At 59.8% G+C, this 15,041-nt stretch carries 10 protein-coding genes and 1 other RNA gene; 10 read left to right on the forward strand and 1 reads right to left on the reverse strand.

Translation table 11 applies throughout. The features are described 5' to 3' along the window. The first annotated feature begins 4 nt into the window (after positions 1-4). The 5 genes from P8A25_RS12355 (at position 5) to P8A25_RS12375 (ending at position 5,649) form a co-directional block, all read left to right on the forward strand. Positions 5-1,462, forward strand: a complete 1,458-nt coding sequence (locus tag P8A25_RS12355) for a bifunctional metallophosphatase/5'-nucleotidase (protein ID WP_404838714.1) — start codon at positions 5-7, stop codon at positions 1,460-1,462. A gap of 78 nt (positions 1,463-1,540) precedes the next feature. Further along, the gene (locus tag P8A25_RS12360; protein WP_215442410.1) at positions 1,541-4,222 is read left to right on the forward strand and encodes a DEAD/DEAH box helicase; all 2,682 of its coding nucleotides are present in this window, start codon (positions 1,541-1,543) and stop codon (positions 4,220-4,222) included. 52 nt (positions 4,223-4,274) lie between these two features. Continuing rightward, positions 4,275-4,619, forward strand: coding sequence for a hypothetical protein (locus P8A25_RS12365; RefSeq protein WP_404838715.1), 345 nt, complete (start codon positions 4,275-4,277; stop codon positions 4,617-4,619). Positions 4,620-4,728: 109 nt separating this feature from the next. After that, positions 4,729-5,106, forward strand: a complete 378-nt coding sequence (locus P8A25_RS12370; protein WP_102733225.1) for a hypothetical protein — start codon at positions 4,729-4,731, stop codon at positions 5,104-5,106. Between the two features lie 45 nt (positions 5,107-5,151). After that, positions 5,152-5,649, forward strand: a complete 498-nt coding sequence (locus tag P8A25_RS12375) for a hypothetical protein (RefSeq protein WP_404838716.1) — start codon at positions 5,152-5,154, stop codon at positions 5,647-5,649. A gap of 231 nt (positions 5,650-5,880) precedes the next feature. Here P8A25_RS12375 and P8A25_RS12380 read toward each other — a convergent pair whose 3' ends face one another. Then, on the reverse strand, positions 5,881-7,302 hold the full coding sequence (locus tag P8A25_RS12380) for a Gfo/Idh/MocA family protein (RefSeq protein WP_022396864.1): 1,422 nt from the start codon (positions 7,300-7,302) through the stop codon (positions 5,881-5,883). Positions 7,303-7,467: 165 nt separating this feature from the next. Between P8A25_RS12380 and P8A25_RS12385 the strand changes: the two genes are divergently transcribed. The 5 genes from P8A25_RS12385 to P8A25_RS12405 all read left to right on the forward strand — a co-directional run bounded on the left by P8A25_RS12385 (position 7,468) and on the right by P8A25_RS12405 (position 14,845). After that, positions 7,468-8,484 carry a hypothetical protein gene (locus P8A25_RS12385; protein ID WP_102736482.1) on the forward strand — a complete coding sequence of 339 codons (1,017 nt, stop codon included), beginning with the start codon at positions 7,468-7,470 and terminating at the stop codon, positions 8,482-8,484. A 51-nt stretch (positions 8,485-8,535) separates the two neighbouring features. Beyond that, positions 8,536-8,630: signal recognition particle sRNA small type (ffs, locus tag P8A25_RS12390), an RNA gene on the forward strand. Positions 8,631-8,696: 66 nt separating this feature from the next. Beyond that, positions 8,697-9,911, forward strand: coding sequence for a folylpolyglutamate synthase/dihydrofolate synthase family protein (locus P8A25_RS12395; protein ID WP_215442412.1), 1,215 nt, complete (start codon positions 8,697-8,699; stop codon positions 9,909-9,911). Between the two features lie 26 nt (positions 9,912-9,937). Then, complete coding sequence (locus tag P8A25_RS12400) at positions 9,938-12,445, forward strand: U32 family peptidase (RefSeq protein WP_215442417.1); 2,508 nt, start codon at positions 9,938-9,940, stop codon at positions 12,443-12,445. Positions 12,446-12,574: 129 nt separating this feature from the next. Next, on the forward strand, positions 12,575-14,845 hold the full coding sequence (locus P8A25_RS12405; RefSeq protein ID WP_215442413.1) for a VacB/RNase II family 3'-5' exoribonuclease: 2,271 nt from the start codon (positions 12,575-12,577) through the stop codon (positions 14,843-14,845). Positions 14,846-15,041 lie beyond the last annotated feature (196 nt).

Raw genomic sequence — 15,041 nt, forward strand, 5'->3', positions numbered from 1 at the left:
ATCCATGATTCCGCCCCGCATTCTCCTTGCCGGCCTGGCATGCCTGTGCCCGTTCACCCTGGCTCAGAAGCTCAAATCGGATCCCCACAAAACGCTGATCATCATTTCCACCAGCGATATGCACGGCAATCTGGAAAAATTCCCCAAACTGGCCACGCTGGTAAAACAGTACCGCGCCAAATACCCGCACGTGCTGCTGGTGGATTCCGGAGATTATTTCATGGGCAACCCCTATGTGGACGACTGGGAAAAACGGGGCGAACCCCTGACTGTCCTGATGAACAAGCTTAAGTACGACATCGTGACCATCGGGAACCATGACCTGGATTACGGGCAGGAAGCCCTGCGGGACCACATTAAGGGGATGCCCGGCACCAAGTTTGTCGTTACCAACGTCAATCCCTCCCCCACGCTGGAAAATTGTTTTTCCCCGTATGCCAGCATCCCCATCAAGGGCACGCCGATTTCCATAGGGTTCATCGGCCTGGTGGACCTGCAGACCACGGACGTCCGCAGGATGAGCGGCATTTCATGGAAACTGCCGGATGAAGAGGATTACAAGGGCATCACGGACAGGTTCCGCCTGCACCATAACACCATCAATGTCATCCTCAGCCACCTGGGATACGACCACGATCTGAAAATGATGAAGTATTCTCCGAATATCGACGTCATTCTGGGTGGCCATACTCATGTGATGCTTCCGCACGGCCATCTCAGAACCGGAACGCTGCTCAGCCACACGGGCCACAGACTGAGCCATGCAGGCGTTACGGAAATCCCCTTCTCCACGGAAAAACCCGCCTCCATCCTTTCCAAGTCCACGAAGGCCGTTTCCCTGGACGAAAGGATTCCCAGCGACCCGGAAGTAGAGAAGATTGTCCAGCAGTTCACCGGAAACCCGTTCTTCAACCAGCAGGTGGGCGTCGCCGGGGAGGATATCACGCACGTCACCGTAGGCACCTTTTTCTGCAAAGCCATCCAGCAGGCCTCCCATTCGGACATTGCCATTTACAACCGCGGCGGCGTACGGGCCAGAAGCCATCTCTGCAAGGGCCCCATCAAGATCAAGGATATTTATGAAATGGAGCCCTTCCGGGAAAAGGTCGTCACCTGCTCCATGAGCAAGGCGGACATTGAACAACTGATTCTGTCCAAATTCATGTCCCCGTCCGATGACGAAGGAGGCATTCTGGAAGTTTACTGCTCCGGCTTTTCCTACCAGATTATGGACGGCGTTACGCCAAGCATCACCAGCACCTTGAAAAACGGCGTCATTTACACTGTCGCGATGGGCGACTACCTGTGCAACAATTTCAAATTCCCTCAAAAGGGAAACGGCAAACCGACGGGAATAAGCGTCCGTTCAGCCCTGATCGAATATCTGAAACAAATCAAGGAGCTTTTCAATCCGCCGCCGCCCAAACTGCCCATCATCAAAGATACGACGTTCGCCCTGTAAGCGGCACGGGAACCGCATGCCGCAGGGCGGCGGGATGGATTGAACAAGCTGGGCGGCCATGCTACATTCCTTCCAGCCATGCAGCCGGAATCCCATCACGCAGCGCCGGAAGAGGAACGGAACTTCAGCGGTTTCCGCATCCTTCCATCCGGAGCGCCGGTGACGGACACGCCCCCCTTCGACCGCCTGTTTGAAGAGGGGGCCGGAAACGGATTATATGCCCTCGCGGTCTCCAACTGGGAAACCGCGCCTGACCCGGGCGCCTTTTTTATCAAGAACATGGCGCGCCAGGCGCTCACCCGCATGGCGCACGCCGCCGCGGAAAGGCCGGATGAGGTGGACACCGTCCTGGACCACCTGCTGGCCCCCACGGCGGAAAGAGCGGCCCTGGCGGAACAGTTCCCTCCCGTGCCGGGGGCGGAATACGTCACTCCGGGCGTCATCGCCGGATGGCTTGAGGATTTCCGGAGGCTGGTGAAAAAGGAAGTCGGCACCCGCGGCATCACTCCCGCCGCGTGGCTGAACGGGCTGGGCGCCCCCTGGAACCAGATTGGGAAGGTATTCTTCCACCTTGCGGAAAACCGGGATGACGCCACGGGCTCCCGGCCCTTTGCCTTCATGGCTACCTTTGCGCATCAAAGCGCGGCGGACAACCAGGTGCGCCACCTTCCCCTTTCCACCGCCCTGAAACTTCATGAAGGGAACTACACTGCCCTGCTGGCCGTGCTCCAGCCCTTGAAGGAAGCGGCACGGGAAAGCTCCCTGCTGCAGCGACTGCTGGACAATGGAAAGATTTACGCCCCGCTGGCCTGGAGCGCTGCGGAAGCCCGGGACTTTTTACAGGACACGCCGGCCTATGAACATGCAGGCATCATCGTGCGCATGGTGAACCTGTGGAGAAAATCCCCTCCCAAATTACAGGTAAAAGTCACGGCGGACGCTCCCGGCAGTGAAAAAACGGCTCATTCCTCCGGGCTTTCCGTCCACAGCCTGCTGCGGTTTTCCGTAGCCGCCACGCTGGGAGGCAGGGACCTGGCCCCGGAGGAACTGGAGGAACTGCTCAGCAATGGAGACGGCCTGATACGCTTCAAGGGGGAATGGGTGCGCGTGGACGCTCAAAAAGTCCGGGACCTGATGGACCGGTGGACCAAGGCGGCGCGCATGATGAGTTCCCTGGGCATTCCCCTGGTTCAGGGGCTGAGGCTGCTGGTCAACGGCCCTTCCGACCAGCTTGCGCAGCTCCCGGAACCGGATGAAGACTGCGTGATGGAACCGGGCCGGGATCTCCGGCAGGCCCTGGATATCCTGGCGGGGGAGGTTCCCGTCTCCGTGCCGGAGCTTGCGCCCCGGTTGAACGCACTGATGCGCCCTTACCAGAAAGAGGGCTTTTCCTTCCTGTACCGGGTTACGGAACGGGGCTTCGGCGCCTGCCTGGCGGACGACATGGGGCTGGGGAAAACCCTTCAGGCCATCGCATGGCTGGATGCGCTGCGGAGGGAAGGCCGGCTGGAAGGCCTCCCGGCCCTGATCGTGGCCCCGGCGTCCCTCCTGTCCAACTGGAAGGAGGAAGCGGAACGCTTCGCGCCGGAGCTCGCCCTGCGCATCATGCACCCCTCCGCCCCGGATTCATGGCAGCCGGAGGAAATCCCGCGCCGGGAAGGCTGCCACGCCGTCATTACTACCTACGGCATGGCCGCGCGCGCGCCTGCGCTGGCCGGGCTGCATTTCCCGGCCATCATTCTGGATGAAGCCCAGGCCATTAAAAACGCAGGTTCCGCACGTTCCCGCGCCATCCGCTCCCTGCACGGGGAGAGGCGCGCCGCCCTGTCCGGCACGCCGGTGGAAAACAACCTGAATGAATTATGGAGCCTGATGGAATTCCTGAATCCGGGCCTGCTTGGCGGCAGAAAAAGCTTTGAAGCCTTCACCCGCTCCCTGGAACGAGGCTATGCCCCGCTGCGCCGCCTGGTGCGCCCTTTCATCCTGCGCAGGATGAAGACGGATCCGGCCCTGGTCCCCGACCTGCCGGACAAGACGGAAATACCCGCCTACTGCCCCCTCACGCCGGAACAGGGCGCCCTGTACCAGACGCAGATAGATACGCTGCACGCCATGCTGGACGAACCGGACCCGGCCGCCCGCCTCATGCTGATCCTGCCCGTCCTGGCGCGCCTCAAGCAAATCTGCAACCATCCGGCGCAGTTCCAGGGCACGGACGACTACGCCCCGGAACGCTCCGGAAAGTTCCTGCGTCTTCAGGAATTGTGCGCCTCCATCGCCGCCCGGCAGGAAAAAGCCATCCTCTTCACGCAGTTCCGTTCCATCATTCCCCATCTGCACGACTTGCTTTCCGGGGTCTTCGGCCGTTCCGGGCTTACCCTGCACGGAGGCACGCCCATTCCGGAACGCCAGGGCATCGTCACCGCCTTCCAGAAGGAATCCGGGCCTCCCTTCTGCATCCTGTCCCTGAAGGCCGCCGGGACCGGACTGACTCTGACCCAGGCCTCCCACGTCATCCATGTGGACCGCTGGTGGAACCCCGCCGTGGAGAACCAGGCGACGGACCGGGCCTACCGCATCGGCCAGCACCGGAACGTGCTGGTGCACCGCCTGATCTGCCGCGGCACCATTGAGGACCGCATTGACGCCATGCTGACGGAAAAGCGCCGCATGGCGGACGACCTGTTCTCCGGCGGCCCGGAACAGTGGCTCATGAACATGAGCGCAGAAGAACTTAAGGACGTTCTTTGCAAGAGCTGAACCAATTTCATCTCCTGAAGGAACGGTTGATGAAAATCAATTCAACGGGGAGATGAGAAAGGAAACAGAAAAATGCATTAACACGCATTTTTTCCTCTCTGATGAGGGAAAGTCAGAAAATCCGGTTTTCTTGATGAGACCTGTTTTTGGCATCTGGCCGCCCATGCCGGAGAATTTGCCGGAAATCATAAAAACAGGGGCGTACACCATCACGGCATTCCACCTGTTTGCGGCAGCCTTGGAACAATCCCATGACGAAATCTTTCACCGTGCATTCCGCGTCCATTGTGTCTCACCCATATTAGCCATGCAAAGTTGCACCGGGGAAACTGATTCGCGAGCTTCCAGGAATGCCTTATCTAACAGTAAAGCTTATAATTTATTTATTATGAATTAGAAAAATATTTTTACCACCCAATTCCTTTACGATGGAATAACGGCAAAACATCTACCGGGATTATCAATTTCCATTGACAATTTATCATTTCAATTTCATAGGTGATAATATGATGATGGTTCCAAAAATATTGTGCTGTTTTTCGCTTGTTTTGGGCATCCTCGTTGGAGCGGCACATGCCAAACAAGCAAAATGCGGCTATGAGCTCATAAATATTTCAGAGCCGACAGCAGAGCTGGTTGAACCGGTTAAGGGAAAATCAATGAAATTCAAGGTTCATGCGACTGCCATGGCAACTTACACTCACAAGGACGGCTCCACTGTTTCAGAGATCGTGAATCTAGATCAGGGTGCCACTGTTGTCGTGGATGTCTCGGAAGACCTGCCCTGGAATGAGAGAGCAAAAGAAAAGGCGATTCTTCTTTTACACCAAAAAGCCCTTTCCAGAAGAATGGAATTATGCAGAGACAACGGATGCAGCAAATAATGGCGGTAACACAATAACCATACATATTAACAATAACATAGGGCAATGAAGATGAAAATATTATTAAAAATAACCATTTTGACCATAGGATGCAGCGCCATGCTGGCCATCAATCCATCATTTGGAGCGGACGAAGCACAAGAACAGGCCGCCGGGGCCGTCCAGTTTCCTGCCGGTTCCTATAAAAATCCCGCCGTGCTTGATCTTAAAGGGGTCAAGGATTACAGCATGCTGGAATCGGCGCGAGATGAATACCTCAGAAAACATTACGACGGCTACCGTGTTCTGGGTGAAGGATTCACCATGATTGGAGGCCGCTACATCCTTACCGTCAGCTTGACGAATGATGAAGACGAAAACAAGGTAAACAATCTTAAGCTGGTCTATTTCGACATGACTGATGCGTATAAGAAATTAGGCAAATCAAAAGACAGGCAGACGCGCGAGAAAATAAAGGAATTGAAGAATAATCACCAACCCATGAGTGAAAAGGAACTCATGGAAAAACTGGAACGGGGGACGACGGAAAAAACCGGAAAATAAGATAAATGCCATCTGGCCCCGGTTTTCATTTTAATCCCTTTCTATTTCCATCGTGAGGGATTTTTTACTGGAATGACTCCGCGCGCTGGCCTGTTAAATATAGAGCCTGTATTTTCTGATAAGCCGTAGTTTTGTTTTTTCAGGAATGCGACTCGCAGGCATCATTTCCATGATGCCTGCGAGTCAAACCCTGTACATCTGCTTTTCCAGCGTCTTCTGCTATTTTCCTTCTCAGGAAACCACGGCCAGCGGCGCGGTGGTTTTCCAGTCTCCGCGGGTAAAGTCCGGGAACTCCACGGGCATGCCGCCCTGCGCGATGGAATGAGCCGTCAACGGCAGCAGGGAAGACCAGGCGGCTCCTTCGTAAATATTCTGGTCCATCGGCTCTCCGTTCCGGAGGCATTCCACGATGCGGGAAAGCATCACGAAGTCCATGCCGCCGTGGCCGCCCATTTTCGTAGCCAGATTCCCGATGCGTTTCCAGAGCGGATGGTCGTATTTCTCGTAAATGGCGGCCAGCTTCTCCCGGCCTTCAATCCATTCGTGATAGTTGCCGTTGCCCAGCTTTTCACCCGCCACGCGGGTCGGGAAGCCGGCCAGGGTGCCTTCGGTTCCCTGGATCAGGTTGGCGCGGGAATAGGGCCGGGGGGACGTTTCATCCAGTTGGACGACAATAGTGCGCCCCAGTTGCGTCTTGACGATGGCCGTGTTCATGTCCCCGCAGATGAAGGGGGTATTGTTCCAGCGGTGGTCCGCGGGAAGGTGTTTTTTGGCGTAGGCATTGCGCCCGAGCGCAGGGGAGGCGAACGCAGCCACCCGGCTGAAATGGTCTTCTCCGCGCGCCAGGTTCATGTACTGCGCCACGGGCCCCAGTCCATGGGTGGGGTACAGGTTACCGTTGATCCGGGTATGGTATTCAGGCCGCCAGGCCCCTTCCCCGCGCGTGTCCCCCAACTGCGTCACCAGGCAGTGGATATATGCAGCCTCCCCGTGGAGCAGATCGCCGATGACCCCCTGCCGGACCATGTTCAGGAACATAAGCTCGTCCCGGCCGTAGTTGACGTTTTCCATCATCATGCAGTGCTTCCGGGTGGCCTCGCTGGTGTCCACCAGATTCCAGAGTTCTTCCAGGGAGACGGCCAGCGGAACTTCCACAAAGGCGTGCGCGCCGTGCTTCATGCTGTCGCAGGCGATTCCGGCATGGGTGCTCCAGTCCGTGCTGATGATGACAGCGTCCGGTTTCAGCTCCTTCAGCATGGTCAGGTATTCCGTGTCCCCGCCGGAATAACTCAGCGGGCTTTTCCCCATCTTGGAAAGCACGCGGTCCACGCCGCGCTTGGCCAGGTCTTCCTTCAAATCACATACGCCCACGATTTCCACCCCGTCCATCACGCACATTTGAGCCAGATGGGAAAAGCCGCGACCGCCCACGCCGATGAAGGCAAGCCTGATGCGGGCCAGCCCGGGGGCCTTGAAGCCCCCCATGTACATGGAGCCGGAAGGCCGCGGAGACGCCTGGGCGCCGGATTTCCAGAGGCTGTCCCCGGCAGGGATTTCCAGGGCCTGCCCGGGGAGAACGTTTCCGGCGGCAGCCGCTCCGGCCGCGAGCCCCAGGGATTTGAGAAATTGTCTGCGTGATGAAAAAATAGACATGATTTGAAAGTATGGCTTCAAGGAAGATTACGCCTCCCGTGCCGCGGATTTATCATCATTCCCGTCCCGGAGGAAAAAAGCTCCGGATGGCTGATTTTAAGGTTTGCAAAATCCGGCGGAACTTCCACTATGAGATAAACTTCTGCCTCTAACCACCTTCAATTTATGCGTTACCTTCTTCTTATCCTGTTGCTCGCCGGCGGCTATTACGGCTGGGATTATTACCAAACCGGCCTCGTGCCCAGGCATGAAGCCATCAAAGCCATGGAGCAGGAGCCTTATCCGGAGCTGGATGCGGCCCAGGCCCGTTTTGACGAGGCGGCGGAACTTCACGAACAGCAGGCGGCACGCCTCCAGGCGGCCATCCAGAGGAAGGAAGAGGCCATCCGCAAGTATTGGGATGCCCAGATGGAGAAGATCGACCAGGCAAACGCCGGGAAAAAGTCCGTGCCCGCCGTGAAGGGAAGGCCCAATGCCCGGAGCGCGGAAGCCCGGATAGCCAATCTCCTGGAACAATATGACCGCCGCGTCGCGGACGTGGAGGAGCTCAAAGGCAAGCGGGACACCACCAGGCAGCAGTTGGACAACGCCCGGAACCGGCTCCAGGAACAAATACGCCAGGTGGAAACCCGGCTGGACATCAACCGCATCCAGCGCGCGGAGGCGTCCAATACGAAGAGCAAGGATTTCAAGGTGACGGAGAGCCGGGCGGACCTGCTCAAGCTCCAGGCCAGCCTGCCGCAGGAGCTGGACCGCATCACCCGCAAGGGGGAAGCCATGCTGAGTGACCAGACGGCGGCCTACGAGAAGGCCAAAAGGGAGCTGGCCCTGTTCCAGAACAAGGTGGACAGACAGATCGCCAGTCTCCGGGATGCCATGAACTCCCCCCTGGCGGAAGAGTATGATGAGACGGAAATCCTTTCGGAAGACCCCGAGTTCCGTACCATGATCGCCCCTTACGACCAGGCCGTCAGCCATGAGGAAACGCTTGTCATGCGGACGGAGGCGGACGTGGAGGAGCAGGCCAAGGTCCTGCACGGGCTGCAGCGCATCAGGGACGGGAAAATTGAAGGGGAGCGCAGCCAGCTCAGGCAGGAGGAAGAGATTTTCTTCACGGCCGCCGCCGTCATCGGCGTGGTTCTTCTGATCTCCATTTTGCTCTCCTTTACCAAAAGGAGATGATGTCTTTGAAGGTTGACACTGCACCGCAAACCTAGTTTACTGTCTGGGCCGCCGGGAACCCCGTGGAGGCACGACTGGCAAACCCCGCCAGGACCGAGAGGTAGCAACGGTAGCTTGTTCGTGTTTGCCGCGTCCGTTCCCGGCGGTATTTTATTGACGCCCCCTCCCATACCGGGATTGAACGGGAGCCTTCCCGTGGTAGAATACCGCTCATGAACGTGTCCGCCGCCCTTGACTGGCTTTTTTCCACCCAATTCTTCGGGATCAAGCTGGGGCTTGACAATACCGGGAAGCTGCTGGCGGCAGCCGATGCGGACCGGACGGATGCCACAGTGGTCCACGTGGCTGGCACCAACGGGAAAGGCTCCACCTGCGCCATGATTGAGGCCCTGGCCAGGGCACAGGGGTATGTGACCGGCCTGTTCACCTCCCCCCATCTGGTGGAGTTTTCCGAACGCATCCGCGTGAACGGGAATATGATTCCCCCGGAGGCGCTGGCGGAAGAAATCTTCTTCCTGAAACAACTGGCGGAAGGCTGGGAACAGCCGCCCACCTTTTTTGAGCTGGCGCTTGCCGTCGCCCTGCGCCACTTCCGCAAAAGCGGCGTGAACTTCATCATTCTGGAAACGGGCCTGGGCGGCAGGCTGGACGCCACCAACGCCGTGCCCAAGGACATCGCCGTGCTGGCCCCCATCGGCCTGGACCACCAGCAGTACCTGGGAGACACCCTGGAAGAGATCGCCGCGGAAAAGGCGGCCATCATCTCCCCCGGCAAACCGGCCGTGACCGCCGTGCAGAGCCCGGAAGCCATGGCCGTCATTGAACAGACGGCACGGAACCGCCGTTCCCCCCTTACGGTCGCCCGGGCGGACGGGGAAACGCCCCGGCCATCCCTGCCCGGAGCCCATCAGCGGGAAAATGCCGCCCTGGCGCTGGAAACCATGAGGCAGCTCCACGCCCTCCCCTCCCCTTCCGCAGCCGCCGCTGCCCTGGCAAAGGTGCAGTGGCCCGGAAGGTTTGAACGCCTTGAAACGCCACCGCTGGTGCTGGACGGCGCCCATAACGAACATGCGGCGCGCGTGCTCGCGGCCACATGGAAGGAGGAATTCCCCGGGCGGAAGGCGGCTCTGGTTTTTGCCGCATCCGCAGACAAGCACATCCGGGAGATGATCCCCGTTTTGCGGGAAATCACCGGAGAATGGCACCTGGTTCCCTGCACTTCCCCCCGCATCATGCCGGCGGAAGAATTGGCCGTCCTGCTGGCCGGACTGGAAACCGGCCCCGTCTTTATCCATTCCACCCTTCCGGACGGGCTGCATGCGGCCCTGGCCTCCCCGCTTCCGGCCCTGGCGGCAGGCTCCCTGTTCCTTCTGGGGGATTTGAAAGCGCTGCTCCGCCATGCGGAAAAACGCAGCACCGCCCAGTAACCCCTCCATCCTTTTTGTTTTTCCCCGTGATTTCCGACGACATGACCCTTTCCTCCCTCCGGCCCGGAGACCTGCGCCCCGAATTGCTGGCTCCCGCCGGGGACATGGACTGCGCCCGCGCCGCCGTAGCCAATGGCGCAGACGCCATTTATTTTGGCCTGGACCGTTTCAACGCCCGCTTGCGCGCGAATAATTTTACGCTGGATTCCCTGCCGGAACTGATGCGCTTCCTCCACGCGCACGGCGTGAGGGGATACGTGACGATGAACACGCTCCTTTTCACCTCCGAGCTGGCGGACGCCCTCACCTACCTAGGCCATTTGAATGCCGCCGGCGTGGACGGCGTGATCGTGCAGGATATCGGGCTTGCCCGCTGCCTGACAGAGTGGGGAAGGCAGGATCCCGCCATGAAGTTGGAGCTGCACGCCTCCACCCAGATGACGCTTTCCTCCCCGGACGGCCTGGAATTCGCCGCCGGTTTCCTGGACTTGAAGCAGGCCGTGCTGGCGCGGGAATTGAGCCTGGAGGAAATCGGGCAATGCATACGCCATACGGATATTCCCCTGGAGGTGTTTGTGCACGGGGCGCTCTGCGTGGCTTACTCCGGCCAGTGCCTCACGTCGGAAAGCCTGGGCCAGCGCAGCGCCAACCGCGGAGAATGCGCACAGGCCTGCCGCCTGCCCTATACCCTGGTCGTGGACGGCAAGGCCGTTCCGCTGGGAGAAAGGCGCTATCTGCTCAGCCCGCAGGATCTGTGCGCCCTTGACCGCATTCCGGACCTGGTCCGCATGGGCGTGAAGAGCTACAAGATAGAGGGGCGGCTGAAAAGCCCGGAATACGTTGCGGCGGTAACGGCGGCCTACAGAAAGGCCCTGGACGCCGCCTGCGCCGGAATACCCGTGGATGAATTGGTGACCGCACGCGACCGTTATGCACTGCAAATGGTATTTTCACGCGGCTTTTCCACCGGCTGGCTGGACGGCACGGACCACCCGCGCCTGACCCACGGCCGCCACGGCAAGAAGCGCGGCGCCTATGCAGGCGCCATTGTGGACAGCGGCCAGGGCTGGCTGGACATCAGGCCGGAAGGGAACGTTCCGCTCGCTCCCGGCGACGGCTTCGTCATTGACGCCGGGGAGGACCGCAATGAAGAACAGGGCGGCCGCATCTGGAAAGTGCAGAGAAACCGCCTTTTCTTCCACGGAAAAGCCTCCGGCATTGACTGGAGCAAGGTCAGGCCGGGGCAGAAGCTCTGGAAAACGGATGATCCGGCCCTGAACGCCGAGCTGAAAAAAATGCGGGAGCACCTGCCGGAGGCCGTCCTTCCCCTCCATTTGGCATGCACCGGATCCGCCGGGGAGCCTCTGACGGTTTCCTGCCCGGAATACGGGTGTTCCGTGCAGTCCGCACAGCCCCTGCAAACGGCGGAAAAACGCCCGCTGACTCCTGAAGTTCTGGAACAGCAGCTCGGCAGGCTGGGAGGAACGGGGTTCCGCCTGGCTTCCTGCGAATGCCGCCTGCCGGAGGGCCTGATGCTCCCGCTCAGCATCCTCAACCAGACAAGGCGCGCCCTCGTGGAACAAATTCAAACGGTCCGGCAGGAGAGGGAAGCCTCCGTTCCCACCCGTCTTCCGGAACCTTTCGTCCTTCCCGCGCTTCCGGCGGGTGCGGCAACTCCGGACGCGCCGCCGCACCTGTCCGTGCTGTGCCGCAGGCCGGAACAGATACCTTCCGTTCTGGATGCCGGGGCGGACGCCGTCTATCTGGATTTTGAAGACCTCCGGGACTATGCGGCGGGAGTGGAAGCGGTCCGGCGGCACACGAAAAGCATCCCCGTCTTTCTGGCAACGCCCCGCATCCAGAAGCCGTCGGAAACCGGTTACTTCAAGCTCATGGAACGGGCGGAGCCGGACGGCGTCCTCATCCGCAACCTGGGCGCGGCGCAGTACTTCCGCCATTCCCCCCTGCACCGCATCGGGGATTTTTCCCTGAATGTCGCCAATCCGTACAGCGCGGCCATCCTGAAGGAACGGGGGAACCTGGATTATCTCACCATTTCCTATGACCTGAACGCCGGACAGGTGGAGGACCTGCTCCGCGCCGCGCCGCCGGAATGGTTTGAACTGACTCTGCACCAGCACATGCCCATGTTCCACATGGAGCACTGCGTGTTCTGCACCTTCCTGTCGGACGGCTCCAGCTATAAGAACTGCGGCCGCCCCTGTGAACGGTACCACGTGCAGCTGCGGGACCGCGTGGGGCAGCTCCATCCCCTGCTGGCGGACGCCGGGTGCCGGAACACCCTGTTCAACGGCCGCGCGCAGACGGGAGCCGGCTTTTTCCGGGGTTTCCGCCATCAGGGCCTTTCCCGCTTCCGCGTGGAACTGCTGGACGATTCTCCGGAAAAAGCACGCCTTCTGGTATCCCGCTACCGGGAATTGCTGGACGGCTCCTGCACTGCGGCCCGGCTCATCCGGGAACTGGACGTCGCGGAACAGCTCGGCACCACGGAAGGCACGCTCCGGCCCAGATAACACAAGCCCGGGCCTGGCAAGGAGAAAGGCGGACAAAGAATGCACCGCCCGCGCCTTGAAGCGGCGCAAAAACCGCCTTATGATGGCATCAATGGGAATGGAAGACTCCTTTCCCGGAACTTCCACAAGATGAATAATTCCCTTAAAGACCGCCTGGTCCGTCACATGGAAGACGGACATTACGAACCCCAGAGCAAATCAGAACTGGCCCGCGCCCTGAACGTGGATTCCCGGCAGAAGCAGGACTTCCGCGCCATTGTGGACCAGCTGGAGGAGGAAGGCAGGCTCGTGCGGCTGCAAAAGGGGAGATACGCCCTGAAACGGGAACGCCGGAACCTGGTGCACGGCATGATCCGCATCCTGCGCTCCGGCAAGATTCTTTTTCTCCCCAAAAAGGGGGATCCCGCCGCGGCGGACCTGGGGTGGGATCTGGAGGCCATTCCGGAGCTGGAGCTCAAGCCCAACCACCTGGGAACCGCCCTGGACGGGGACCGCGTGGCCGTGCGCGTGGAACGCAAGGCGGCCAAGGGCCGGAGAAACGTCCGCAGGGACCGCTTTTCTTCTCCGGATACCGGCATGAAAGCCCGCGTGGAGGAAGTGACGGAACGCGCGCGCTCCCGCTGGCTGGGCGTTTTCCGCGCCGGAAAGAACAAGCTGGGCCGCGTGCTCGGGGACGGCGTAGGCTCTCCGGAATACATTGAACTGGTGGAAAAACCCGCCATGGAGGTGCTTCCCGGCCAACTGGTTTCCGTGGAACCCGTGTCCCGCGGGGAAGAAAAGAAGGCCCCGCGCGGGAAAATCGTGGAGGTGCTCGGCTACCCGGACGATCCCCACGTGGACATGGAAGCCGTCATCAGAAAGTATGACCTGCCCGTGGAATTCCCCGCCTCCGTGCTTCAGGAGGTGGAATCTTTCCGGAAAAACCCTTCTTCCGTGGAACTGGGCCGCCGGGAGGACTGGACGGACCGCACCGTCATCACCATTGACCCGGCAAGCGCCAGGGATTTTGACGACGCCATCTCCATCACGGCCACTCCGTCCGGCTGGACGCTGGCCGTCCACATCGCGGATGTCTCCCATTTTGTGAAGCCCGGCGGCGCGCTGGATGAGGAAGCCCTGCGCCGCGGCAACTCCACCTACCTGCCGGACCGCGTCCTTCCGATGCTGCCTCCCCGCCTTTCCGATGATTTGTGCAGCCTGCGGCCGGACGTCGTGCGCCTGACGAAGGTATGCGAAATGAAGTTTGATAAAAAGGGGAAGATGCTCCACGCCCGCTTCGCGGACGCCTTCATCCGCAGCAAGGCGCGCCTGACCTACCAGGAGGCCTTCACCATGCTGAAAGGGCATGACAAGGGGGAAGTTCCCTCCATGGTCCGTGAAGCCTGGAAGCTGGCCTCCATCCTGCGCCGCAACCGCTACGCCAAGGGAGCCCTGGACCTGGACTTCCCGGAAGTGCGCGCTGTCATGGACAAGGACGGCCGCGTGACGGACATCATCACGGAAGAGTACGATGAGAGCCACCAGCTCATTGAGGAGTGCATGCTGGCCGCCAACGAGGCCGTGGCCCTGACGCTGAAAAACAGGAACCGCCCCACCATCTACCGTGTCCATGAAGAACCGGATTCCGCCAAGCTCTTTGAATTCGGCCAATTGTGCAAACTGTACGGGCACCCCGTCCACGACATCGGCCAGCGCCAGTACCTTAATGAGCTGATGAAGTCCATCAAGGGTTCCCCGGACGAGCAATTGCTCAAGCTGGCGCTCCTGAAAAGCCTGATGCGGGCCAGGTACGATACGGAGCCCCTGGGCCATTACGGCCTGGCCACCGCCAATTACTGCCACTTCACCAGCCCCATCCGCCGTTACGCGGACCTGGTGGTTCACCGCTCCCTGAATCCCCTGCTGGCCAATCCCCCCAAGGGGGCCAAAGGCGCCGGCAGCGTAGGCAGGCTGGAGGAGGACGCGGAACACATTTCAGAGACGGAGCGCACTTCCGCCAGTGCGGAAAAGGACGCCAACCGGATGAAGCTTTTCGAATGGCTGGAAGGCCAGTGCTATGCGGACCATCCGGAAGTGCACGAGGCCCTGATTACGGAAACGCGCCACTTCGGCGTGCTGCTGGAAATCCCGCGCCTCCAGATCAAGGGGCTGATCAAGCCGGACAAGCTTCCCGGCGGCCGCTGGGTGTACGAGGCATTCGCCAACCGCTGGAAGAGCGACCACGGCTCCGTGCTGTGCGCAGGGCTGCGCATTCCCGTCATTCCCGTAAAAGTGGACCGGGAACAGCAGTGGGCGGATTTTACCATCGCCTCACGGGAGGAACGGCGGCAGCCGGAAAAGACAGCCTCCCCAGGCAGAAAGGAGAAGCGCACGCCCGGCCGCAGGCGGCGGAACCGCTGACGGCACACGCCCGCAGGCGGAAACGGCCACATGCGGGCGTTAAATCCGGTTCTCCTTGCAGCAGAATCAAATCTGTATTTTTTCACCAAAATTTTCTTGAAGCAAATTGTACTTTTCATGTATAAAATGGTTGCTGTTTACTTGTGAACCCGACCCCACGCCTATGAACTCAGGACGTTGAACCCGTAAGTAAGCA

This window comes from Akkermansia sp. BCRC 18949, from assembly GCF_045011645.1.
GTDB lineage: Bacteria > Verrucomicrobiota > Verrucomicrobiia > Verrucomicrobiales > Akkermansiaceae > Akkermansia > Akkermansia massiliensis.

Coding starts and splice junctions, on each gene's coding strand:
- P8A25_RS12355 (WP_404838714.1), top strand. CDS start 5: ATGATTCCGCCCCGCATTCTCCTTGCCGGCCTGGCATGCCTGTGCCCG.
- P8A25_RS12360 (WP_215442410.1), top strand. CDS start 1,541: ATGCAGCCGGAATCCCATCACGCAGCGCCGGAAGAGGAACGGAACTTC.
- P8A25_RS12365 (WP_404838715.1), top strand. CDS start 4,275: ATGAGAAAGGAAACAGAAAAATGCATTAACACGCATTTTTTCCTCTCT.
- P8A25_RS12370 (WP_102733225.1), top strand. CDS start 4,729: ATGATGATGGTTCCAAAAATATTGTGCTGTTTTTCGCTTGTTTTGGGC.
- P8A25_RS12375 (WP_404838716.1), top strand. CDS start 5,152: ATGAAGATGAAAATATTATTAAAAATAACCATTTTGACCATAGGATGC.
- P8A25_RS12380 (WP_022396864.1), bottom strand. CDS start 7,302: ATGTCTATTTTTTCATCACGCAGACAATTTCTCAAATCCCTGGGGCTC.
- P8A25_RS12385 (WP_102736482.1), top strand. CDS start 7,468: ATGCGTTACCTTCTTCTTATCCTGTTGCTCGCCGGCGGCTATTACGGC.
- P8A25_RS12395 (WP_215442412.1), top strand. CDS start 8,697: ATGAACGTGTCCGCCGCCCTTGACTGGCTTTTTTCCACCCAATTCTTC.
- P8A25_RS12405 (WP_215442413.1), top strand. CDS start 12,575: ATGAATAATTCCCTTAAAGACCGCCTGGTCCGTCACATGGAAGACGGA.